Origin of the sequence: Thermoleptolyngbya sp. PKUAC-SCTB121 (assembly GCF_016919485.1) — a bacterium.
In the GTDB taxonomy this organism is placed as follows: domain Bacteria; phylum Cyanobacteriota; class Cyanobacteriia; order Elainellales; family Elainellaceae; genus Thermoleptolyngbya; species Thermoleptolyngbya sichuanensis.
In genome coordinates, this window is sequence record NZ_CP070366.1 from 4,807,700 (window position 1) to 4,830,897 (window position 23,198).

At 53.1% G+C, this 23,198-nt stretch carries 19 protein-coding genes; 15 read left to right on the forward strand and 4 right to left on the reverse strand.

The genetic code is table 11. From position 1 onward, the window contains the following. The first annotated feature begins 358 nt into the window (after window positions 1-358). The 3 genes from rlmB to JTM80_RS19605 all read left to right on the forward strand — a co-directional run bounded on the left by rlmB (window position 359) and on the right by JTM80_RS19605 (window position 2,801). Complete coding sequence (gene rlmB / locus JTM80_RS19595; RefSeq protein WP_225906887.1) at window positions 359-1,420, forward strand: 23S rRNA (guanosine(2251)-2'-O)-methyltransferase RlmB; 1,062 nt, start codon at window positions 359-361, stop codon at window positions 1,418-1,420. Between the two features lie 362 nt (window positions 1,421-1,782). Next, window positions 1,783-2,025 (forward strand): DUF1816 domain-containing protein, encoded by a 243-nt coding sequence (locus JTM80_RS19600; protein ID WP_315874815.1) that lies wholly within the window; start codon window positions 1,783-1,785, stop codon window positions 2,023-2,025. A 320-nt stretch (window positions 2,026-2,345) separates the two neighbouring features. Then, on the forward strand, window positions 2,346-2,801 hold the full coding sequence (locus JTM80_RS19605; RefSeq protein WP_172356789.1) for a hypothetical protein: 456 nt from the start codon (window positions 2,346-2,348) through the stop codon (window positions 2,799-2,801). Between the two features lie 105 nt (window positions 2,802-2,906). Here the strand turns inward: JTM80_RS19605 and JTM80_RS19610 are convergent, their stop codons facing one another. Next, entirely contained in the window at window positions 2,907-3,293 is a 387-nt protein-coding gene (locus tag JTM80_RS19610) for a hypothetical protein (RefSeq protein WP_172356788.1), read from the reverse strand. A 353-nt stretch (window positions 3,294-3,646) separates the two neighbouring features. Here JTM80_RS19610 and JTM80_RS19615 point away from each other — a divergent pair, with 353 nt between their 5' ends. The 11 genes from JTM80_RS19615 to JTM80_RS19665 all read left to right on the forward strand — a co-directional run bounded on the left by JTM80_RS19615 (window position 3,647) and on the right by JTM80_RS19665 (window position 14,967). Beyond that, on the forward strand, window positions 3,647-5,158 hold the full coding sequence (locus JTM80_RS19615) for a UbiD family decarboxylase (protein ID WP_205370139.1): 1,512 nt from the start codon (window positions 3,647-3,649) through the stop codon (window positions 5,156-5,158). 116 nt (window positions 5,159-5,274) lie between these two features. Further along, entirely contained in the window at window positions 5,275-5,511 is a 237-nt protein-coding gene (locus tag JTM80_RS19620; protein WP_255548822.1) for a HEPN domain-containing protein, read from the forward strand. Window positions 5,512-5,725: 214 nt separating this feature from the next. Continuing rightward, window positions 5,726-6,415, forward strand: a complete 690-nt coding sequence (locus JTM80_RS19625; RefSeq protein ID WP_172356784.1) for a glycosyltransferase family 2 protein — start codon at window positions 5,726-5,728, stop codon at window positions 6,413-6,415. A 379-nt stretch (window positions 6,416-6,794) separates the two neighbouring features. After that, complete coding sequence (locus tag JTM80_RS19630) at window positions 6,795-7,985, forward strand: sulfotransferase domain-containing protein (protein WP_172356782.1); 1,191 nt, start codon at window positions 6,795-6,797, stop codon at window positions 7,983-7,985. Beyond that, window positions 7,982-8,773 carry a sulfotransferase family protein gene (locus JTM80_RS19635; RefSeq protein WP_172356780.1) on the forward strand — a complete coding sequence of 264 codons (792 nt, stop codon included), beginning with the start codon at window positions 7,982-7,984 and terminating at the stop codon, window positions 8,771-8,773. The genes JTM80_RS19630 and JTM80_RS19635 overlap by 4 nt, the downstream gene beginning before the upstream one ends. Continuing rightward, entirely contained in the window at window positions 8,766-9,320 is a 555-nt protein-coding gene (locus JTM80_RS19640; protein WP_172356778.1) for a hypothetical protein, read from the forward strand. The genes JTM80_RS19635 and JTM80_RS19640 overlap by 8 nt, the downstream gene beginning before the upstream one ends. 5 nt (window positions 9,321-9,325) lie before the next feature. After that, window positions 9,326-10,297, forward strand: a complete 972-nt coding sequence (locus tag JTM80_RS19645; protein ID WP_172356776.1) for a GDP-mannose 4,6-dehydratase — start codon at window positions 9,326-9,328, stop codon at window positions 10,295-10,297. Window positions 10,298-10,369: 72 nt separating this feature from the next. Next, complete coding sequence (locus JTM80_RS19650; protein WP_172356774.1) at window positions 10,370-12,589, forward strand: FkbM family methyltransferase; 2,220 nt, start codon at window positions 10,370-10,372, stop codon at window positions 12,587-12,589. Between the two features lie 73 nt (window positions 12,590-12,662). Next, the gene (locus JTM80_RS19655; RefSeq protein WP_172356772.1) at window positions 12,663-13,541 is read left to right on the forward strand and encodes a glycosyltransferase family 2 protein; all 879 of its coding nucleotides are present in this window, start codon (window positions 12,663-12,665) and stop codon (window positions 13,539-13,541) included. Between the two features lie 49 nt (window positions 13,542-13,590). Then, the gene (locus JTM80_RS19660; protein ID WP_172356770.1) at window positions 13,591-13,956 is read left to right on the forward strand and encodes a hypothetical protein; all 366 of its coding nucleotides are present in this window, start codon (window positions 13,591-13,593) and stop codon (window positions 13,954-13,956) included. A 243-nt stretch (window positions 13,957-14,199) separates the two neighbouring features. After that, entirely contained in the window at window positions 14,200-14,967 is a 768-nt protein-coding gene (locus tag JTM80_RS19665; protein WP_205370141.1) for an FkbM family methyltransferase, read from the forward strand. Between the two features lie 281 nt (window positions 14,968-15,248). On the opposite strand, the gene JTM80_RS19670 is transcribed toward JTM80_RS19665, so the two are convergent. Continuing rightward, window positions 15,249-17,048: a tetratricopeptide repeat protein gene (locus tag JTM80_RS19670; RefSeq protein ID WP_205370143.1), complete on the reverse strand. Its 1,800-nt coding sequence runs from the start codon at window positions 17,046-17,048 to the stop codon at window positions 15,249-15,251. 212 nt (window positions 17,049-17,260) lie between these two features. Here JTM80_RS19670 and JTM80_RS19675 point away from each other — a divergent pair, with 212 nt between their 5' ends. Then, window positions 17,261-19,369 (forward strand): FAD-dependent oxidoreductase, encoded by a 2,109-nt coding sequence (locus JTM80_RS19675; RefSeq protein ID WP_172356764.1) that lies wholly within the window; start codon window positions 17,261-17,263, stop codon window positions 19,367-19,369. Between the two features lie 239 nt (window positions 19,370-19,608). Here JTM80_RS19675 and JTM80_RS19680 read toward each other — a convergent pair whose 3' ends face one another. Beyond that, window positions 19,609-20,187, reverse strand: coding sequence for a type I restriction enzyme HsdR N-terminal domain-containing protein (locus JTM80_RS19680; RefSeq protein ID WP_172356762.1), 579 nt, complete (start codon window positions 20,185-20,187; stop codon window positions 19,609-19,611). A 394-nt stretch (window positions 20,188-20,581) separates the two neighbouring features. Then, a complete protein-coding gene (locus tag JTM80_RS19685) occupies window positions 20,582-23,149 on the reverse strand; it encodes a CHAT domain-containing protein (protein ID WP_172356760.1) in 2,568 nt (855 codons plus the stop codon). Window positions 23,150-23,198 lie beyond the last annotated feature (49 nt).

Genomic DNA, 23,198 nt, shown 5'->3' on the forward strand with positions numbered 1-23,198 from the left:
ACTACGTCAGGGAAGGAGACTCATGGCTGCTCAAAACCGCGATTCAAATCGGGGGTCGTCCCCGCGCAAAGGACAGGGTTCATCCCGACCAGGCAAACCGCGTGCAGGCGGGGGCGGGCGAAAGTTTTCGGGCGGAAAGTCGGCAGGCGGAAAGTCGGCGGGCGATCGCTACTTTAGTGAGCGGGCAGCAGGCGACGATCGGGGCGATCGCTATGGTGACGGATCTGCGAGTCGAAAGCCTTCTGGCGATCGCTACGGCAAACCTGCGGGCAGAAAGTTTTCGGGCGATCGCCCTGATCGTCCTGCCAGAGACTCCTACAGCGCCAGACCGTCGGATCAGAGGCAGCCAGAGCAATCAGTGGGCGATCGCCCTGCCCGTCGTCGCAGTGATGCAGACAAGCCCGCCAAAGCCAAATTTAGCCCAGACCGGCCCGTCCGCCTTTCCGGTGACCAGGTTCGACCTATTTCCCGCCGCCCGGCCGCTGCGCCAGGCAGAGACGGGAGCGATCGCCCCGGCCGCAAACCGCCCCGACCAGCCTGGGAGAGCGATCGCGGCACATCCCAACCGAGGAACTTTGGGGACGTTTCGGAAGCCCGCTATAGGGCCACGGAGAGCCTCGGCAATGAACTGCATGAATCCGAAGAAGCCAGCCTCGATTTGATCTATGGTCGTCATACGCTGGTGGCGGCCCTAGAGAGCGATCGCCAGCTTAACCGCATCTGGGTCACGCCGCGCCTGCGCTACGATCCCCGCTTCCATACGCTGCTGCAAAAAGCCAAGAGCAACGGAGCCGTCATCGACGAGGTAGACAATCGACGGCTCGACCATCTGACCCACGGCGCAACGCATCAGGGCATCGTGGCGCAGGTTGCTCCCTATGAATATCTGGAATTGGGCGACCTGATTGCCCAGGCCAAAGCCGCAACCGAACAGCCCGTGCTGGTAGCAGTGGACGGCATCACCGATCCCCACAACCTGGGTGCAATTATTCGCACGGCCGAAGCGCTGGGCGCTCAGGGCATCGTGATCCCGCAACGGCGCTCGGTCGGTGTTACCTCAACGGTGATGAAAGTCGCGGCGGGTGCATTGGAAAACCTGGCGATCGCCCGCGTGGTCAACCTGGGACGAGCGCTCGAAGAGTTGAAAGCCGAAGGGTTCTGGATTTACGGCACCGACGCAGAAGCGGGGCAGTCGATCAACACGGTCACGTTTCACAGGGCGACGGTGCTGGTGGTCGGCTCCGAGGGTGACGGGCTAAACATGCTGACGCAGCGCAGTTGCGATGTGCTGGTGTCGATTCCGCTGCGGGGCAAAACAGCCAGCCTGAATGCCTCGGTGGCCGCGGGTATGGCGCTGTATGAGGTGTATCGCCAGCGCTGGACGAATACGCTCTCGCTCAGTCCGGCGATCGCCAAGTGATTCACTGGCTGGGTATACATCTGCCCCCCGAAACAGAAAATATGCCAAAAAAACGCAGAGGCAAAATAAGTCTGAAATCAGAAGCGATCAGAATTTTTGCCTAAACGTCACACACAATACGATCTGGGGGGCAGATTTCAAGGGATGCTGTAGGCGGGACAAAACTTGAGCGAGGAGTCTTAGGGATTGAAGGGGATGGAAGCTTAGCCCCCTTGAATAGACTGGCTCATAGGATGCCTTATTTTGCTGAAGCTGGTTCATAAAGGATTGTAATAAATATTGAATTTTCCTAAAGAGAACCCTACAGTTTAAGCCAAAGACTTACATCCTAACGCCTTATGAAAGAAACCTGGACATCAATCTTGCAAACGGTAGGTGCGGCCTGGTGGGTGGAAATTGTGACTGACTCGCCCCGCTGCACCTACTACTTCGGCCCGTTCGCCAGTGCAACGGAAGCAGAACAACACAAGGGCGGCTACGTCGAAGATCTGGTGCAAGAAGGCGCACAGGGAATCAAGCTCAGCATCAAGCGCTGCAAGCCCCACAAGCTGACGATCGACGATGAGCAGGAAATGCCTACCCGCAGCGCGGCGGCGTTTGGCTAGGTCGAGCGAAGCCGGGTTTTGTCAGAATTGGGCGATCGCCTCTCTTTTTGAGTTCTCTGTTTGAGCTTGTTTGAACTTGTTTGAACTTTCTAGGGAGGGCGATCGCTTTTAACTTGTACAGACAGCTTGTACAGATAACTTGTACAGAAGCTGCTTAGTACATAAGCTCTGCTTAAGAAAAATTGCGCCTAGTGAGCAATTCTGCTTGCCAGAGGTAGGATCAAGGTGTAAGCCAAAGCCCATAGAAAACGCTTCAAACTCTCTATCTGCAAGGCTTCTACCAGGGAACCTGATCGCTGATCAGGAGGAGGGTGTCTACCATGACGCTGCATACTAATCTCAATCCCAACTCTTGGAGAGATATTCACTTACCCCCTATTTTGCTTGCATCGCTTCTTATTCTCTTTGCCGGTATTCCAACTGCGGTTCAAGAATATCGACTGCGGAATGTTGCTCAAAGCTCAAGCATGGTAGCAGAGCAGCTCAGGCTGACTCAAAAAGCTCTGCTGGCTAGCCAACAAACTGAGCTATCGCTTAGCCAGCAATTAGCGCAAACTAAGGCAGATGCGACGCTAATGAGTGCCTGTCTTGTCGATGTTCAACGCTTCTCTGAAAATGCCCAGACGGCATACAACAGGAGTAAAGCTCCTTCCGTAAACTGGCGAGTGGTGGGTGAACAATTTTGGTTAGCGGCTCTCGATTTGTCCAGCTTTACAGAGTCTTGGCAGACTGGTGCTTGTAGTCAGGCCAAGCCCATTATTCAAAACTACAAATAGATGCTCGAAACAAGGTGACTAGGGCTGCTAGGTAAAACTTAAAATTGCCCTTAGCAATGAGTAATATTTTTGTTAAGGGCAGCTTTTCAAAGTGAGAAGTCATGTTTATGGACAAGTTGGCCATGTTTTGCGGCGGCGACGAGCAGGAGGGCGATCGCTCCACCGAAAATCCTGGGTCGGGTTCACCATTTCAAACACTGCCACGTAGGGATTTCCTGAATCTGGCGTGGCGTAGGTCGAAAACACCTGCCGATGATCCCGCCAAAACAGACATGAATCTGCATAGCCCGCCTGCTTGAACTGTTGCACCAACACCTTTCCATATTGCAGACGATACAGCTCTGCGAGGCGCGAAAATTGCACCCACGGCCTTCCGCTTCTGGCAGACTCCGCCCGCAGCAGCGTGCAAAGCTGACGGCTTAACTCCCCCTCCTCAGCTTCCGAAATGCCCAAACGAACCTGAGATATTGCACTGTGATGATTGATAGCCATGACGATTTTCAGATTTAGCTGAACTATTGCCAAATTGCGATTTGAGGTGCAATTTGTGGATGTTGAAAAACTACATTCTGCAAGGTTTACGTTTCTGGCTAATTTGGGTGTGGATCTCTGCACCCTGACTGCCTGACACATCTCTAGAAACCCCTGATTTCTCGTAGGGGACGCTGGCCCAAAAGCTCCTCTGACCAAGCCCTCCGGCTCCAACTCAGGAGCTATGGGCTTCGATCCCAAGACAACGAATTTTCTGGGCTTTCGGGACTTGTGTCAGGCAACCAGCTCTGCACCGCAAAACTACTGCCCCAATCTCGTTGATAATGAGAGGAGACACGTTACAGTTCTTCATCATGACGCGAGATCTGCGGGGATTTTTGAACCAGCTAGAGCAGCGGGGGCAGTTGCGGCGCATTACGGCGCTGGTTGATCCCGAACTGGAAATTGCCGAAATTGCCAATCGCCTGCTGCAAAGCGGCGGCCCGGCCCTGCTGTTTGAAAACGTGAAGGGGGCTGAGTATCCCGTTGCGGTGAACGTGATGGGTACGGTGCAGCGCGTCTGTTGGGCAATGAACATGGAGCAGCCCGAAGAACTGGAAGCGCTGGGCAAAAAGCTGGCCCTGCTGTATCAACCCCGCCCGCCCAAGAAGATTTCTCAGGCGGTTGACTTGGGCAAGGCCCTGTTTGACGTGGTGAAGGCCAAGCCCATGCGCGAGCTTTTGCCGCCGTGTCAGCAGGTGGTGCTGAAGGGCGACGAGGTAGATCTGACTAAGCTGCCACTGCTGCGGGTGTATCCGGGCGACGCGGGCAAGGTGATCACGCTGGGGCTGATGATTACCAAAGACCCTGAAAACAAAATTGTGAACGTGGGCGTATATCGCCTCCAACTGCAATCCAAAAACACGATGACGGTGCAGTGGCTCTCGGTGCGCGGCGCAACGCGGCATTTGCGGAAGGCGGCCGAGCGGAGCGAAACGCTGGAGGTGGCGATCGCCCTTGGGGTAGACCCGATGCTCGTGATGGCGGCCGCAACTCCCCTGCCCATCGACATGTCGGAGTGGCTCTTTGCTGGCCTCTACGGCGGCGGCGGCGTGCATCTGGCCAAGTGCAAGACGGTGGACTTGGAAGTGCCCGCCGATTCAGAATTTGTGCTGGAGGGTACGATTACTCCCGGCGAGGTGGCGATGGACGGCCCGGCAGGCGACCACATGGGCTACTACGGCCCTGCAAACCCCAACGGCCCGCTGATCCGCTTCCACTGCATGACCCACCGCAAAAATCCGATTTATCTCACCGCCTTCAGCGGTCGCCCGCCCAAGGAAGACGCAATGATGGCACTGGCGCTAAACCGGATTTATACGCCCATTTTGCGCCAACAGGTGCCGGAAATTGTGGACTTTTTCTTGCCGATGGAGGGCTTGAGCTATAAGGTGGCCGTGCTGTCGATTGACAAATCCTATCCGGGGCAGGCGCGGCGGGCGGCGCTGGCGTTTTGGAGTGCGCTGCCGCAGTTTAGCTATACGAAATTTGTGGTGGTGGTGGACAAAGATATCAATGTCCGCGATCCGCGCCAGGTGGTCTGGTCGATTACGTCAAAGGTGGACCCAGCGCGGGATGTGTTCATTCTGCCGGATAACCCCTTCGACTCGCTGGACTTTGCCACCGAGCGCCCGGGTCTGGGCAGCAAAATGGGCATCGACGCGACCACCAAGATCTACCCAGAGAGCGATCGCCCCTGGGGTAAGCAGCTAGACCCCGACCCCGACACGGCGGATTTGGTGTCGCGCCGCTGGGCTGAATATGGCCTCGCTGACCTGAATCTGGAAGAGGTAGACCCCAATCTGTTTGGCTATGATATGCGCTGAGGCGTTTGGCTCGGCTTGCATTCTGAGAAATCGGCACGCTGAGAAATCGGCAATGGGTTTACGATTTTGCTGTTTTCCGTGCGTACTATGCCCTGTTTTACGTCGCTGAGGCGCTCTTGGACAAAAAGGGACTCTCTTTCTCTAGCCATGCTGCTGTGATTAGCGCCTTTGGTCAGTATCTCGCTCGCCCAGGAAAAGTGCCGCTCGATTTACACCGCCAGTTGATTGATGCCCAAGCCCTTCGCACTCGTGCCGATTACGACATTTATCCTAATCTCTCGAAACAAGACGCTCAGATGCTAATTGCCCAAGCAGATGCTTTTTTGGCGATCGCCCGACAGGTGTTTTCCTGAGCGACGAAGCGCGATCGCCCTCCAGTCTGCCACTCTGAACCCAACCGTGCAAAATTTAGCAACACTGAGTCCCCGCTTTATGGTACTTATAGTCAGATATTCGACTGCGGACGAGTGATTGTGGACGAGTACGCATTTTGCCTGCATGGGCTTGTTCGCATGAGCGTGTCTGCATAGAGCAGGGTCAAGTGTTTGAGGAGGGAGGGCAAACTGCATGAAACTTTCGGTTGTGGTGCCCTGCTACAACGAATTGGGAACAATTGGGCAGGTGGTGGAGGCTGTGAGGCGATCGCCCGTCCAAGATCTCGAAATCATCATCGTTGATGACTGCTCGACCGACGGCACCCGCGAACTGCTGCAATCTCAAATCGAGCCGCTAGTAGACCAGGTGATTTATCATCCCAAAAATCGCGGCAAGGGAGCCGCCCTGCGGACGGGCTTTGCGGCGGCAACGGGCGATGTCGTCATTGTGCAAGATGCCGACCTGGAGTATGACCCCCAGGAGTTTCCCCTGTTGATAGAGCCGATTCTCAATGACAAAGCCGATGTGGTGTTTGGCTCTCGCTTTATGGGCGGCCGCCCCCACCGCGTGGTCTACTTTTGGCACATGGTGGGCAACAAGTTCCTAACGCTGCTGTCGAACATGCTGACCAATATCAACCTCAGCGATATGGAAACCTGCTACAAAGCCTTTCGCCGCGAGGTAATCCAGTCTATCCGCATTCAGGAAAACCGCTTTGGCTTTGAGCCAGAAATCACCGCCAAGGTCGCCAAGGCAGGCTGCCGCATCTATGAGGTGGGCATTTCCTATTACGGCCGCACCTACAAAGAAGGCAAGAAAATCGGCTGGAAAGACGGCTTCCGCGCCATTTACTGCATTTTGAAATACAACCTGGTTGGGTAGAGCCACCCAGCTTTGTAAAGTTCGCGTTCTAGAAAATGAAATTTCTTGCACAAAAGCATCCCATGACTTGGTAGCCTGTAAGGCTATAGTATGCATTGCTACGTCATACCAGACAGAATGGCGATCGCGCTGGAGGGATCGCCCTGACTGCCTGACACATCTCTGGAAACCCCTGATTTCTCGTAGGGGACGCTGGCCCAAAAGCTCCTCTGACCAAGCCCTCCGGCTCCAACTCAGGAGCTATGGGCTTCGATCCCAAGACAACGAATTTTCTGGGCTTTCGGGACTTGTGTCAGTCAACCAGGGACAAGACACAGTTGTAGCCGTACCAGATCTGATTAGTTCTGATTAGTACGGTGTTAGAGAGAGGAGTTAAAGCATGAACATTTTTCATTGTTGCACCCATAAAACTGCAAGCCAATGGGTTCGTGCTATCTTTTCAGACTCCAGGGTACAAGAGTTTTCAGGGTTGCAGCCATATTTTTATGAAGATGAATTACTCTTAAAATATGGTGTTCAGAAGCCGACTGAGAAAGTTTTTAATGAGCCATTTCCAGACAATACGGTGATCACACCGCTCTACGTAGACTATGAGAGCTTTTGCAGGGCCAGAGCAATGGCACATTCCCCATCTTTTGCCTTTTTTGTGACGAGAGATCCGAGAGATATGCTCGTTTCTTGGTACTTCTCTATGAAATATTCGCATCAGGCAATTGTAGATGATGTGTCATTGATTAGGGAATTGCTTAACTCAAAGCCTGAAAAAGAAGGACTAAAACAGAGTATTCGATTATTGGATAGTTTTGATTTATTTGAGTCAATTCGCTCGTGGATTAATGCATCCTCAAAGGACAAGAATATTGTTCTCATTAAATATGAAGACTTGACATCAAAGAATAATGTCAAAGTTTTCATGGATCTTTTCAGAGGCTTCGGAATAGATGCGCCCGAAAATACTTTAAGAGAGGTTCTGGAGGAGTATAGATTTGAGAGTCTGACAGGTCGAAAAAAAGGGCTTCAAGATCTTCAGGCGCATCTCAGGAAAGGCATAGAAGGGGACTGGATTAATTTCCTGGATGACGAGATCCTGGAAGAGCTTCAAAATGTTGCAGGAGGATTGCCAGAAAAACTAGGCTACAAGTCGAGGGATGAATTAACTTGGCAAAATTTGTGTTTTTATCAACGGCTTTCATCTGAAGTCTATTCTGATCTGTGTGCCGCCGAGACGAGGATCAGTTCTATTGAAGGTGAACTGTCTTCTACCAAACAAGAACTGTCTTCTACTAAACAAGAACTGTCTCTCAGGAATTCTTGTCTTGCGGAAATCAGTCAAGAACTTTCGCACACTCAGGAGAAACTGGCTACTGCAAAATCAGTTATCAAGAGAAAGTCTTCCGCAGTCAAGAGATTGAAAGCCAGAGTTTCGGAGCAGGAACGTCAATTATGCGAAACTGTTCAAAATTTGAGGATTCTAGAGAACAGAATTAAGCAGATGGAAAGCAGCAAGTTTTGGAAGATTAAGCGATTTTTGTCAAGTTTGACGACCAAACGTTGTGGGATGTATCTATGAAGCTTGCGGTGTTCTACGCTTTTGCCCGCTCCGGTGGAACCTTGATTAATAGATGCATTGGTTGTATTCCCGGAAACTTGGTTCTGTCCGAGGTTAATCCTCATGCTTCTGTTGTTCCTCCTGAGCAACAGGCTCATGAATGGTGGAAGTTAATTTCGGACGAAGAAGTTGATGTTCTAAGGTCACAAACATACATCCAAAAGATTAGATACTTTTCTCAAAAAGCTCATGAACGTCAGTTGAATCTTATTATTCGAGACTGGCCATCTGTCAATTTTCTGGGGGATCTCCTTGTTCAAGATATTCTCACTCCTAGCTATGTTCTGGAGCAGGAGGTCTACTTATCGCATGGCGATTTTGAATGCTGCTCTGCGGTAATTACTAGGAGAGCAGAAGATGTCTATACATCAATTATTAAATCCTTTGCAGAAAAAGTGCCAGAAAGCTTCCGTTTCTTAAGTGCTGAAGATTTTGGCATACGCTATTTACGTTACGCAAAGTCTGTTTGCAAACATCGAATTTTTCACTACGAAGATATTTGTGAGGAGCCAGAGGCTCAGATTAAAGAATTGTGTGAGTGCTTAGAGATTCAGTACAGTGCGAGTTTCTTGGAAAAGTTTAAATACTTCAGGCAGTGTACAGGTGATAGTCAACCTGCTGTTGGGTCTAGGGGATTTAATCTGGATGTTATCACACGACTAAAAAGTTATACTGATTCCGAATACTATGTTGACACCCAGAAAAATGAGTCTTGTGTAGAAGCAAACAGACTATTAGGTTATGGATAACAATCTAGATACAGATTTTTCATATTCATGTATTAGCAATCTCTGGAAAATTATTGAGGCGCGTGACCATTCTGTTACTATGTCGCGTGAGCGCTTCTTGTCTTTAAATTATGAGTATCAAAGCTTATTCCAAAGACAAGATCAATTTCAAAAGTATCAGCAGGAACAAATCCAACACCAGCAGGAACAGATCCAACACCAGCAGGAACAAATCCAACACCAGCAGGAACAGATCCAAGAACTGAACAAACAACTTCAGGAAGTGTATCTCTCCCTAGAACAGGTTCAGTCTTACGCCAAGACTCTAGAGGTGCAAGCCCTACAATTGCGATCGCACGCAGAACAGCTACAATCACAACTAGCTGAGCGGCAATCTCGGATTGAGCAACTCAAAGGGGATAAGCAGAAGTTGCGCGATCGCCTGCAAAAAACAAAGCTCAAGATCAGCAACTTGCAGCAACAGATCGAATCTATGCAAAGCAGCAAGTTTTGGAAGCTCCGCACAGCATGGGTTTCTTTGAAAAACCGGTTGCGTTTGAATCCATAGCGGCTATGAAAACGGCGCTGATTTGCGGCGTTTCGGGACAAGACGGAGCATACCTGGCGAGGTTTTTGCTCGAAAAGGGTTACACAGTTCATGGAACCTCCCGCGATGCCCAGGTTTCGTCGTTTAAAAACTTGGATCGGCTGGACATCCGCGATCGCCTGGTGCTGCACTCAATGGCGCTTAATGACTTCCGCAGCGTCCTGCAAGTGATTCATCGGGTCAAACCCGACGAAATCTACAATCTGGCTGGGCAGACCTCCGTTGGGCTGTCGTTTGAGCAGCCCGTAGAAACGATGGAAAGCATCACCCTAGGCACGCTCAATCTGCTAGAGGCGATTCGCTTTATCAATGCCCCCATCAAGTTCTACAACGCTGGCTCTAGTGAATGCTTTGGCAACACGGGCGATCGCACAGCCGATGAAACCACTGCCTTTTCTCCACGCAGTCCCTACGCCGTTGCCAAGGCCGCTGCCCACTGGCAGGTTGCCAACTACCGAGAGGCCTACAATCTCTTCGCCTGCTCTGGCATTTTGTTCAACCACGAATCTCCGCTCCGTCCCAGGCGCTTTGTCACTCAAAAAGTGGTGACCACTGCGATCGAAATCTCAAAAGGTCGTGCAGAGCGACTGTACCTGGGCGATATCTCAATTCGGCGGGACTGGGGATGGGCAGCAGAGTATGTCGAAGCAATGTATCTAATGTTGCAGGCTCCACAGCCTGAGGATTATGTGATTGCTACAGGTGAAACCCATTGTCTGGAAGATTTTGTGGCCGAAGTCTTTGCCTATGTGGGATTAGATTGGACGGCTTACATTGAAATCGACAAGTCCTTGTTTCGACCGTCTGAAATTGCCGTCAACCGAGGCAGTCCCCAAAAGGCTCATGAAAAGTTAGGCTGGCTGGCCCAGCGAAAGATGAAAGACGTAGTACGGGGTATGGTTGATGCCATTCTGTGCGATACTAGTCTAAGTGCGTAAGCCAGGACGGAGCGAATCAAGGCGAATCTTGGGCGATCGCAGATTTAGGATTCCGCAAGGCGGCAGTTTGAGATGCAGAAGAAGGTTAATTTTCCAGCAAAACAGGCTAAACTTCGCCGACGCTTAGAGACTTTACTAACTGGTTACTCTGCATTTCCTAAGGGCAAAACGCTGACAAAAGCGGATGTTGTTATCACACCAAACGAGATCAATACTCGACACGGTACAGGCCTTCTCGTAAAGCGAATCTTTGGCACAGGGGCGAATACAATCTCAATTCGCTCTGCGGATACCTACCCTGGCGATCATCAGTTTGGGGATCTCAGCTTGTCAATTTCTCATCGAGGCTGTTCTCGACCAGAGTCTTTCAAGAAGCTATTGAAGCAGCTAGAGGACGTAACCATTCGTCGAATTCTCTGCATCCCCTTCTTCAAAGATGACCTGATTACGGCGATCGCCCTTAAGGAAATATTCAATGTCCCACTTTGCACTTACATTCTGGACGATCAGAACATATACGTTAAGAATATTCCAGATGGCTTGATGCGCGAGCTATTAGAAAAGTCCTCACTTCGTTTAGCCGTTTCTCCTGAAATGAGAGATGCTTACGAACAGCGCTATCGCCTAAAGTTTTGGTTCGTTCCACCCGTTGTACCCAGTGATCTAATTCAGAACTACTTCAAGCCCGCCGCCGATGACAAAAGCAATGACAAGACGGGCGTACTAATTGGGAATGTCTGGAATGAGCGATGGTTCAACAACCTGCAAAAGCTGCTGACTGGTTTCCCGCATCACATTGATTGGTTCCGCAGCGGGCAGGTTCAAGATTTTGAATGGCTTGCTGATAAACAAGCTTTTCTGCAACAAGGCATTCTTCGTGAGCAAAACTTCATTGAAGATGAGTTTGAATTCGTGCAAAAGCTGCGGCAATACCCCTACGCCGTAATTCCCTCCAGCACACTCGATCAAGAAGATGAACATCTTCCCGTTGGGTATCTCAGCCTGCCTAGTCGCATTCCTTACCTACTGGCCACCACAAATATTCCGATGATTGTGGTAGGTAGCCCAAAAACCGCAGCCGCTAAGTTCATTGAGCGCTTCGGCATAGGAGTAGTTTCAGATTACGATCCTGCTAGCTTCAATCAAGCTGTGGAGTACGTTACTGCTCCCGACAATCAGCGTGAAATGCGGCAGCGGGCTGCTATGCTAGCTGACGCATTTTCAGATAAGAAATTTGACACCTGGTTATGGAAATCTCTAGAAGCAGGACAGCCAATCGACTTTAGATTTGAGGAACTCTGCCCGCACCGCCCTAGCGACCTGCTTTATTTCATTGAACCGCCGACACCACGCGATTTGTTTCCGGAGTTTGTTCCATCATTCAATTCATTTCGTCGGCTAAAGCGGCGAGGGTATGAACCTGATTTCATCATTGACGTGGGCTGTTCTGTTGGTGTTTGGTCATTCACCATCAGTAAGCTATATCCCAGCGTTCGCTACGTCCTCATTGATCCACTGTTGGCAAAACATGATGCCAACTTATTGCGTCAGTTCGCTGGATCATTAAGACATCATGATTTGGTAGAAGCAGCAATTTCCAATCAGTCTGGAAAAACGCACCTGCAAGTATCTCAAGATCTCTATGGTAGTTCTTTGCTAAAACCTGCTGACTTCCGTTCATACGAATCTGTGGAAGTCGAAGTGAAAACCCTTGATCAAGTCTCTGAGGAACTGTCGATTGAAGGACGGGGTGTTCTAAAAATTGATGTTCAGTGTGCTGAACATTTGGTTCTAGAAGGAGCAGCCCAGTTTTTGTCCAAGGTCGATATTCTGGTTGTAGAGTTATCCCTCGTTCAGTATGATGCTGACGCTAGAACCCTCGCAGAGATGGTAGGCATTATTTCCGACTTAGGATTTCGCTACTATGATGATGCTGGAGAATGGCGATCGCCCGTTGATGGAGCCTTGCTCCAAAAAGATATTGTCTTCGTTCGCGAAGGACTGATCCCCTCAGAAACCAGTGATATTCTTCTAGACGAGAAAGCCTTTATAAAACCCTCAGTTCGCTCTAAGGATGAAGAGTTTCGCCTGGGTGAATCATCTCCTGCTTTACCTTCTTACTACGAAGGCGAGATGATATATAGCAAGATGTTTGGCGAACTAATCAATGAAGTCCAGCGTTTACATCGATACTATGTTGACTATCAGGCAAAGTATACGCTGACTGTCCATGACGAGTTGCTTGCGATGAAGCAAGATTTAGATGACCTAAAGAAACGTTTTATGTATTAATTCCTCCTGTTTGGGGTGTACTTAGTTGAGGCGGCAATAGGATTACAGAAAACCCACAGAGTCAAGGCTTAACATGAAGGTTAGCATTATCACCCCTTCGTATAATCAAGGGAAATTTATTGAGAAGACTCTGCTTAGTGTCCTATGCCAAAATTATCCCGACATAGAGTACATCGTGGTTGATGGAAACTCCAGCGATGAAACCATTAAAATTCTGGAATACTACAGGGATTTTATTGATCACCTAATCATTGAGCCAGATCGGGGTCAGTCCGATGCTCTAAACAAGGGATTTAGATTGGCTACAGGGGATGTCCTAGCCTATCTGAATTCTGATGATGTATACGCAGATGAAAATGTTGTTTCTACAGCCATCAAGCACTTTCAGGAAACCAAAGCAGATGTTGTTTATGGTTGTCGGAAGTTCATTTCAGAAGATGGCTATCAAACAAATTTTCATCCTTACAGGGAGTATTCAAAAGAGTATCTAGTTTGGACAGACTATATCCCTCAAGAGTGTGTCTTTTGGGGGAGAGATATCTTTAGGAAAGCAGGCGAGTGGATAAACGAAGAGTTCGATTTCGCGATGGATTATGAGCTTTGGTTTAGGTTTCTGGAGCATGATGCTCGATTTTACGCCGCACCTGAGACATTTGGCTTCTTTCGATACTATCCCGATCAGAAAACAAAGTCCCGCTGGGAAACTGTAGGACTTCCTGAGATTGCTAAGTTGCATCAGCGTTATAACGGTTCCACAATTCCCCAAGATAAAATGTACGCCTATTTTGCAGAGTACACGTTTGGTTCTAGCAATCAGGCACTCATCTCTAGCTTGTATGAGTCCTGGAGAAACTATGCTGAGTTTGAATCAAGAACTTTTGAACGCTTGCCAATAGATAATTGGGTTTATTATTGCCAAATCAATCCAAGACGGCTTGGAAAGCAGTTCTAGTACAAGTTCCAGATTCAATTGACGGGTTCTTAGAGGTACGGAGGAAGCAATGGTAGTTGGTAGACTAAAAACGATTAAAGACCTAATTCTAAACAAATTAGATCAGATTCAATCGAAGGTTGAGCAGTTTGAGCAGGTTTCTTCTGCCGCCTCTGAAAATGAGACTGCCCTATTAAGGTCTTCAGTGTTTTTAGTAGACGCGATGCAGCGCCAGGAAAAGCTTAATCAAGATTTTCAAACAACGCTTTTACATCAGATCAATACAATTCACCGCCAAGGGATGGCTCAGCATGAGTTGCTGAGCAATGCCATATCTCAAATTCGTGATATGAGAGAGCAAGTTAGCGCCCTCCAAGATAGGATTGATCGGCTTGAGAAGAGTTCGGAAAAAAGTCATGACATGGGTAGGGTTTAAAGCAATTTTGTGACCAAACTTGAGAGCTGATTTATGAAGCAAATCTTAAGAAGCCTGAAACTCTTGGCATGTGTGGCTTTGAGGTCATGTTTGCCCAGGAAAAGCGGTTTCTCGGAAATCCTTGATTAACAAGGCTTTCAGGCTCCTTTACAAATTAGCTCTGATGAACTTGAGTCTGTAGGTTTAGAAAATATGCTCAGAAGCTTAAGATCAATTCTCCGTCGAGCTGAGTCTGTTCAAGAGGTGCTTGCTGACGCTGATTCTGCTCAAAGAGCTTCTGCTCAAGGATCTACAGTGTCTCAAGTAACCTCTCAAACATTTCCTGTTCAGCAGCTAGTCGCTAACAAGAAAGATAGGGTGATTTCGCTGCTTGCGTTAGGCGTTCCTATCAATGCAGTGGTTGATGTGGGTGTTCAAAGAGGTACTCCAGAATTGATGGAGCCACTTCGGGAAAGACATCACCATCTATTTGAGCCTGTTTCCTTGTGGTATGGAGATATAGAGAAGAACTATTCCGCCATCAGCAATACGCTTTACCCTATTGCATTGTCAGATGAAATAGGATCTGCCTGGCTTATTCAGACGGCGCTCTTGAAGGATGGAGTTGCTACTCATGCAAGAATCAGCGAAGTACCAGTAATACCGGATGGGCAAGAAATTGTTTCCTGTGAGGAGATCAAGGTAGACAGACTTGACTCATACTCCGATTTACTTGAAAAGGATTACTTGCTCAAGGTTGATGTTGACGGAAAAGATTTGGAAGTTCTTAAAGGAGCCTCTGGCTGCATCAGTAATGCCTCCGTTGTGATTGTGGAGGCACATTGGGCTGCATTGACGGCTAGGGGAAAGATTCTTGAGGAATACGGGTTTGAGCTGATTGATATTGTGGATCGAGTTATGTATGGACAAGTTTTGTGGCAGTGTGACTTGGTTTATCTAAGGAGCGATCTGATGAATGAAAAACTACGTCCTCCCATGTTTGATCCCGCCCACTGGCATCCTCTTCCATAGCAGAGGCAGATTATAGATTATCTTAGATTGGGAAAGTGGTGCCCGATCTGGTTGACTGACAAATCTTTTTCCCTCATCCCCCAACCCCTTCTCCCAAAAAGGGAGAAGGGGAGCCGGAGTTTAGAACTGGGTTTGAAGCCCCTCTCCCGCTTTGAGAGAGGGGTTGGGGCGAGGGTGATTCGAGTTTTGTCAGTCAACCAGGGTGCCCGATTCAATAGATTAGACAAACCTGACCGCATCGATCGCATCAATCAAAACCTGAAAATCGAAAAGCTTTATTGCTAAAGAAAAATCATTACGGCGGCGGCTAGCGTGATCAGGATGGCGTTGTAGGCGGCGTGGTCGGCGGTGCTGGCTTGCACGCCTGCTTCTTCGGACTGGAAGGCGTTGCCCGTTTGCCGCAAATGGCGATCGCGCACATACTTATAGCGGCAGGCAAACAGGAACCCCGGCAAAATCAGCACGATCCCGCCGATTAGGGGGATTCCCGCCAGCAGGTGCGCCAGCCCAAACCAGGTGGAACGCACGCCGATTTGCCGCCAGGTGTTGGCCCCGCGCCGAAACAGCCGCTCCTCCAGCCGCGCCCAAAAGGGAATGCCCAGCAGCAGCGCCAGCCAAAACAGCAGAATCAGCAGCGTCGCCCAGTTGAAATGGGATACTGCTTCTGGCACAGGCGGCGGCTCCAATCCTGGCATCGGCGGGGTAGGGAGGTCTGGCACAGGGGATGGCGCAGGGGCGGCATCTTTGATCAGGTTAAACGGCTGAAACATGACGTTGCCGGGTCGCCCAAACACCAGATCCGACCAGCCCAGACGCAAAATCGGCGGGGCGATCGCATCGGCAATCGAATAGGTCACCAGCGTTGCCACGACGATGCCCAGCGCCCGCCCATAGGTCAGCCAGTGGGTGCCAAAGTAGGTCTGCCAGACGAAGCCCAGCCGCGACCGATGCCGCCACAGATCGGCCACAATCAGCCCCAGCACGCCCAGCGATAGCAGCACCGACACCCCCTGCCGCAGCAACTCCGCCGCCGGCCCCTGCCCCAGCGCCAGCAGCAGCACCGCCGCCGTCACAATCAGCAGCCGCAGCTTGGCCGCATTCAGCACTGCGCCCACATTGTGCAGCAGGGGCCAGCGCGTTTCCCCCCGCCGCAGGTGCATCCACAACTGCCCCGCCATGCCCAGGCTCAGCAGCCGATTCAGCGCCGCCGGAGCATAGCCCGGTTGCAGCCGCAGTGCCTCTTCGCAACTGGCGATCGCCCGCTCATAGCGCCCCAGCCGCATCAGCGCCCGCCCGTGATGCGCCCAAGCAGCCGCTTTCCACGCCTCCTGCCGATGCGGAGCCAGCGAGAGGGCCTGCTCAAAATTGGCGATCGCCTCCAGCACCCGATCTTGCCGCAGCATCGCAATCCCCCGGTTGCTCCAGGCCCGGTCTAGCCTGCTGTCGAGGGCGATCGCCCGCTCATAGCACTGCTGCGCCTCGGCATATTGCCCCGCCACCGAATGCACCACACCCTTACTGTTCCACGCTTCTGGCAGGTTTGGGTCAAGCTGCAAGGCACGATCGCAAAGCTGCATCGCCGCTTGCTTTTGTCGCCGCAGCACCGCCAGCAAAGACCCCTTCGCGCTCATCGATAGGGCATCCTGGGGCTGTTGTTCCAATGCGTTGCCAAAGCTGGCCAGCGCCTCGCCATAGCGCCCCAGACTGCGGAGCGTACAGCCGCGATCGCGCCACAGCCTTGCCCTCGGTTTGGCCGCCAGCTTGATCGCTTGGTCAAAATTTGCCAGCGCCTCCTTAAATCGCCCCAGCCCATCCAGCGCCCGCCCCCGCCCGTGATAGGCCGCCACCAAGTCTGGCCACAGCAGCAACGCCTGGTCAAACTGGGCGATCGCCGCTTCGATCTGCCCATCTCGCAACTGCCACCAGCCCAGCCGACACAGCAGCCCTGCCCGCTCTGCCTCTGGCAACGCCGCCTCACTCAGCCGCTGCCCACACTCCGCTGGCGTTAACCGAGCCAAATCATTACCAGACCATGAAACATCCGAATCAAACTCAGAATCAAACTCAGAATCAGCGTACATGCAAAATACTCAGCGGCGCGACGGTGTGGCAATGCCTCTATTTTAGGTTGAGCAGGATTGAGGCAGTTGGCAGATTTCTCACGGGCTGCATCCGCGAGAAATCCGCCAAAGTCCAGAACACGGATGGCTAGTGCATAAGTCCTGTTGAGGTTTTGGCGGGTTGAGGGGCGGGAGTGAGATGATTAAATAGCACCGCCCCTACCAACCCACCCATGCTCACCGCCCCCCTGCGCCAGCACAACGGCATTTTTGAAGACCGCGCCTTTACCCGCCCAACGCCAAACAGCGAACTTTCCTGCGCCATTCTCGTGGTGGGGGGATCGACGGCGGCCTATACGGCGGCGCTGGTGGCGGCGCGGGCCAATCTGTCGGTGTGCCTGGTGCAGCCGACGCAAATCTTGGGGGGACAGTTCACCGTGCAGGCGCTGCCCGCGTCGGACGATGGCGATTTGCTCAAAGAGCGGGCGGGCGCATTTCATCGGGCAGGGGAAGAATTTGCGATTTCGCCGTTGCAGCGCTGGTTTCGCGATCGCCAGCGACAGCTCCAACCCGTGCAGGGGGAGGTGCTGCAAAACCCCGGCGGCGGCTGGGTCAGCCCGATTTGCACCAGTCCCGTCGTATCCGCCATAGCCCTAAACGAGGCGATCGCCCCCTGCTTGGAACGGGGTACCCTCCGCTTCATTCCCTTTGCAGAACCCGTCGAGGTGCGGTTTGTCACTCCCCCCGGCGGGCGGCGGCGCGTCACGGGGGTTGTGTTTCAAGACCTCCAGCGGGGGCATCGCTTCACGATTTCGGCGCAGATCACCATTGAGGCAACCGATTTGGGGGATTTGCTGGAAGTCGGCAATATTCCCTCCCGCGTGGGGCAGGAAACCCGCGAAGAAACCGGCGAACAGGCGCTTCCCAAACATCCCCTGCCGGAATGTCAGCAGTCCTTTACCTACGGCGCGGTGATCGAACTGGCGGAACCGGGCAAAGGCAAACCCATTGGCGCACCGCCAGGATACAACGTCGCCCCCTGGCTGCTGGCGGCAGATTTTGAAGCCGATTTTTGGACGAAATCTGGCGGTCAGTGGGAGCCACAGCCGCGCCCCTTTTTGCATCCCTTTGGGATTTTCCGCTATCGCCGCCTGATTCGCGTGTCTACCCAAGAGAAGCTGGTAAAGCCGGGGGACGTGTCGGTGCTGAACTGGGGCCAGCATCAGCACGGCGAGGGCGGGCCCATGCTCTGCGGCAACGACTATCGCGTGGGGGAACTGGTCGGCGTGAGTCGGGAGGAACGCAAGCTGCATCTAAAACAAGGGCGCGATCGCGCTCGGGCCTACGTCCACTATTTGCAGCAGCGGGGCATTCCGCTAAAACCCCGGGGCGACCTCACCTGGACCGCCGACGGCATCGCCCTGGAACCCTACATCCGCGAGGCGCGGCGCGGTATCGCCCTCACCCCCATCCTCCACGAAGACGTGGCCAAGGCCTTTTTCCCCAACCAGGCGCGGGCCCGCTGCTTTGCCGACAGCGTGGGCATTGGGCAATATCACTATCTCGACCTGCACGGCAACGATCGCCAGGGCCACGCCAGCCTGCCCGGAGACAAGGTAATTGCGCTGCCCTTTACGCTGCCCGTGGGGTCGCTTGTTCCCCTGGACACCGACGGGCTGGTGCTGTCCTCCAAAAGCCTCGGCACGACCCACATCACCAACGCCGCCTACCGAATGCATCCGGTGGAATGGGCGATCGGGGAAGCCAGCGGCTATCTGGCGGCGCTGGCCGTGTGGGCGGGAGTGCAGCCGAGGGCGATCGCCCTGCAAGAACCCCTCCTCCGCAAGCTGCAAGGGCTGATCACCCGCAACGGCATTCCTATCTTCTGGTTTGACGATGTATCCCACAGCGACCCCGACTTCGAGCCGATCCAGGTGATGGCGACCGCAGGCATCGTCCGCAGCGAAACCACCACCGATCTGCATTTCCGCCCCGAAAACACCGTCACCCGCGCCGTCGTTTCTACCGCAATGGTGAAGCTGCTCAACCTGTCGCCCACCACGCCCCACCAGCCCACCTTTTCCGACGTGCCCAAAAACCACTGGGCCCATCCCTATATCGAGGCGCTGGCCGCAGCCGGACTGATCGCCGGAGTCGGCCGCGGCCGCTTTGCGCCAGAGTCGCCCATTACCCGCGAGCAGTTGTCCTTCTTGGTGAAAAAAGCCGCACCCGATGCCTATGACCGGGCCTTTGCCCGCACGCCCATCGACCGCCAATCCCTGCGCCGCCGGGAACTGTCGCGGGTGCTGTATGAAGTGATGAAAGTCGTGTTGAAGAATTAGACAATCATGGGGGCGATCGCCCGGATTGATTGCTATGCTGCACAGGGCAGGCAAGCATTTGAACAAAATGAATTAATTCAAGCTTGGTTCACTCAAAACTTGACTCAAAACTTGCAAGTGATTGGGGAGGCTTCCCGCTCGCTCTCTTCAACCCTGCAAGCTCATCAACCAGAAGTCCCTTGGGCCGACTCCATCATCCGCGCTAGCTTCTTTAGTACCTGTAATGCCCCCTGCCACTCTTAAGTGAGCGTATAGAGCGAAAAGACCCGCGACAAACTGTACTGTTTTTCTGGTCGCAGCACTAGCTTGATAAACAGCACATCATCCCCATTGGTCAACATTCCGTACTGGGGCTGGTCTGACTCAGGGGTTGCCATCATGTAGGCTAATGCCTGGGGCAAGGCCGATCGCGTTGAGATTGTCGTTTTCTTCGATTCCAAGACCAGCGCCCAAAACTGCCGCTGCATAATCAAAACATCAATGCGCCCCCGCAAAATTTCTTCGCCATCTATAACCGTCACTTCCACGCCTGTCTCTGCCTGCATCCGAAAGGGCGGGTCGTAGAAGCCGGTCTGCTCCAGAAGAGGCGAAGCCACCAGCAGCATCACCGAGCCTCCCAGCAAATCCCCTTCAGCCCGATGATAAAGTAACCGTTGACGCAAAACTTGCAGCCTTGCCCGTTCAGCATCATTCAACTCCGGCAAATCCTGCTGCCATTCGGTAAAAAATTGCTCATCTTCCACCCGGCGTAATCCAAACCGAGCTTCCACTTCAGATAAGCTTTTAACCGCGTCGGTGACTGCAATGACTTTTGCCATGATGGGTTCCCTTCACCGGAGTCCTAATCATATCAGGGACAAATCAGGGACAAATCTTTGGACAAATCTTTTAAGTAGATAGACCAGATTAAAAAATAGATCCTGAACCCTGCGCCGCCCGCGCAGCGGGCGGCGCAGGGTCTTTGGGTTTTATATCTTATTAATGTCTACCTATTTATCAACGGGATGTGCAACTTTGCCAATCCTCCTCATCCTAAATCCAGAGCGGGAGAGAGACTTCAAGCCTCTGTTGCTCCCCTTCTCCCGACTTGGCAGAAGGGGTTGGGGGATGAGGGAAAATTGAACGTTGCACATTGCGTTTCTAACATTGCGGTTTTAACATCGCGTTTCTAGTTTTTAGCATTGCGTTTTTGTCAGATAGCAAAATCTCGCTTCAAAGTCCATTGCCGATCAGGATAAACGGGGCCCAGAAAAACGGCGGCTGGTTGTCTTGAATGAGACTGATCTGGGCCTGCTGGAGGGCTTCTGCTTTGGAGATGGTTTTCTGATTCAGCAGTCGGTAAAACTGGGTCATCAGCGCCTCGGTGCCTTCGTCGTTGACCCGCCACAGCGAGGCGATCGCCGCTCTGGCCCCGGTGCGCTGCATCTGGAAGCCAAATCCCAGAATTTCTTCGCCATTGCTCTCGCCGCTCACGGCGGTCTGGCAGGCGCTCAGCACGATTAGTTCCACATTGGGCAATGACCAGCGCGACGCATCTTGAAGCGTGACGCGATCGCCATTCCCAAACACAATAAACGTTTCCTCCGGCGAACCCGCCACAAACTGCGCGTGGGTCGCCAGGTGAACTACCGTATAGTCATTCATGCGGGGCACGGTTGCCTGGGGGCTAAACTGGGCATCAATCAGCTTTTGCGTGTTGGGAATCTGGGCTGCAATATTCTCTACCTCGATGCCTGCAAACGGCAGCCCCGGAAACCGCAGTTCTCGCGTCCCCACTCGCACGCTAACTTCACCCTGCACAAACGCCCCTGCCAGCACCCGCAAGTCGCGCTGGGGTCGTCGATCAAACTCTGTGAGGGAGGCGGCGGTAATGTAGTTAACCCGGTAGCGCTGGGCCAGCCATTGCGTGCCGTCGTGCAGCGCCGCCAGCGGAATGTAGCGCAGTTGCCCGTCTGGGGCATAGACAATGGTTTGGGTGTTGGCTTGGGCCAGGTCTGCTTCGAGCGGCCGCACCAGCCAGTTGTAAAGTCGCTGGGCGCTGGGTCTGGGGTTGACCCGAATGTCGGTCAGGGATTGCCGCAGTTCCAAAACTGCCTGATTGAGCTGGGTGCGCGGGACGTTCACCGTGCGGCGGATGGGCGGCGAAAAGGGCGTAACCAAAATTAGCTCTAGCCGATCGTCTAGCACCAGCGGATAGAGCAGGACGGCGTTTTGATTCAGGTTTCGCAGATTGTTTTGCAGCGCGGTGAACTGCACCGGGTCAATGTTTTGGCGGCGCGTGGTGCGGCTGAGCTGATCTAGAGCGGCGGCCACCTCTGGGCGATTGAGGAAATCATCGAAGGTGCGGGCCAGGTTTTGCTCGGCGGCGACCAGCACGGCGAGGCGCTGCTGCTGGGCGGGGGTGCGGCGGTCGGGGGCGATCGCCCGCAGCCTGACCAGTTCCCGTCCCTGGGCGATCGCCCGATCGTAGAGGTTGAGCATGTTTCGCTCTTCCTCAGAGAGGGCAATGCCGCGTCCCGTCTGCTCGTTGCCGCGCACGTCGCGCAGATAGTCGTCTAGTTCCTGCACCTTGAGCAAATCCAAGACCTGCTGCGCCTCCAGCACCCGATCCTGGCGCAGCAGCAGATCTGCGAGCAGGCGATAGGTGCTGGCTACCCGGTCGGTGTAGGTCTGCTGAATGTCGGGGTTGGTCTGTTGCAGCCCGGCCCGCAGCGCTTCCCACAGGTTCACCGCCTGCTTTAGGAACACGATCGCCATCGCGGGCTGGTCTTGCTCCAAAAAGAGCCGCCCCAGGTTTGCCAGGGTGCGGGCTTCGCCCTCGCGATCGCCAATTTCCTGCTTCACCAGCAGCGAGTCTTGCAGCATATCCATCGCCTGGGGATATTGCTGAAGCTCGACATGCACCAGTCCCAGGTTGTTGAGCGCAGTGGCTTCGAGGGAGCGATCGCCAATCTCGCGGGCAATGTCCAACTGGCTTTGCATGGCGGCGATCGCCCGGTCATACTGGCGCTGGTTGAGCCACAGCACTCCGATGGCTCCCTGAATGGCAGCCTCGCCCTGGCGATCGCCCTGTTCCTGGGCAATTCGCAGTTCTCGCTCCAGTCGAGTCATCGTCTCCCCAGCGGGCTGCGAAGCCACCTCTCCCTCGCCGCCAGCCGTCCGAGCTTGTTGCACGCGGCGATCGGCCTCCTCTGGCTGGCCCAGCGCCCGATAGACGACCGCCTGATTAAGCAGCGCTGTGGCGATGCCCTCGCGATCGCCCACGTCCTGAGCAATGGCTTGCGCCTGCTGCAAATTTTCCAGGGCCAGGGTATAGTCGCCCGTGGCATAGTAGGTCACGCCCAAATTGCCCAAAATCAGCCCTTGCCGACGGCGATCGCCCGTTTCCTGGGCAATCGGGAGCGCCTGGGTAAAGGCCGCAATGGCTTCGGCATATTGCCCCAGGCTGCGATGGGCTTCGCCAATGTTGGTTAGCGCAACCGTGCGGCCGGGGCGATCGCCCAACTCCTGATAAATCGCCAGCGCCGCCTGCCATCTGTCTAGCGCAACGGCAAACTGACTGGCGCTATAGGCCTGTACGCCCTCTCGCAGCAGGCGATCGGCCTCATCCTGACGGGTTGCCGCTTCTAGCGTCTGTGGCAGGTTTGGGGCTTGAGCCTGAGCGCTCTGCCCCACCAGCGCAGCTAGCAAACTCAGACCGCCGATTAGACTGGTGAACAGCAGCAGCCAAGATCGAGATCTGGACTGGGAATGGCAGGAATCGATTGACGGAAGCGTCATGGCTGAACCCGTAAAGTTAACCGTTGACCACAGTTGACCGCAGTTGGCC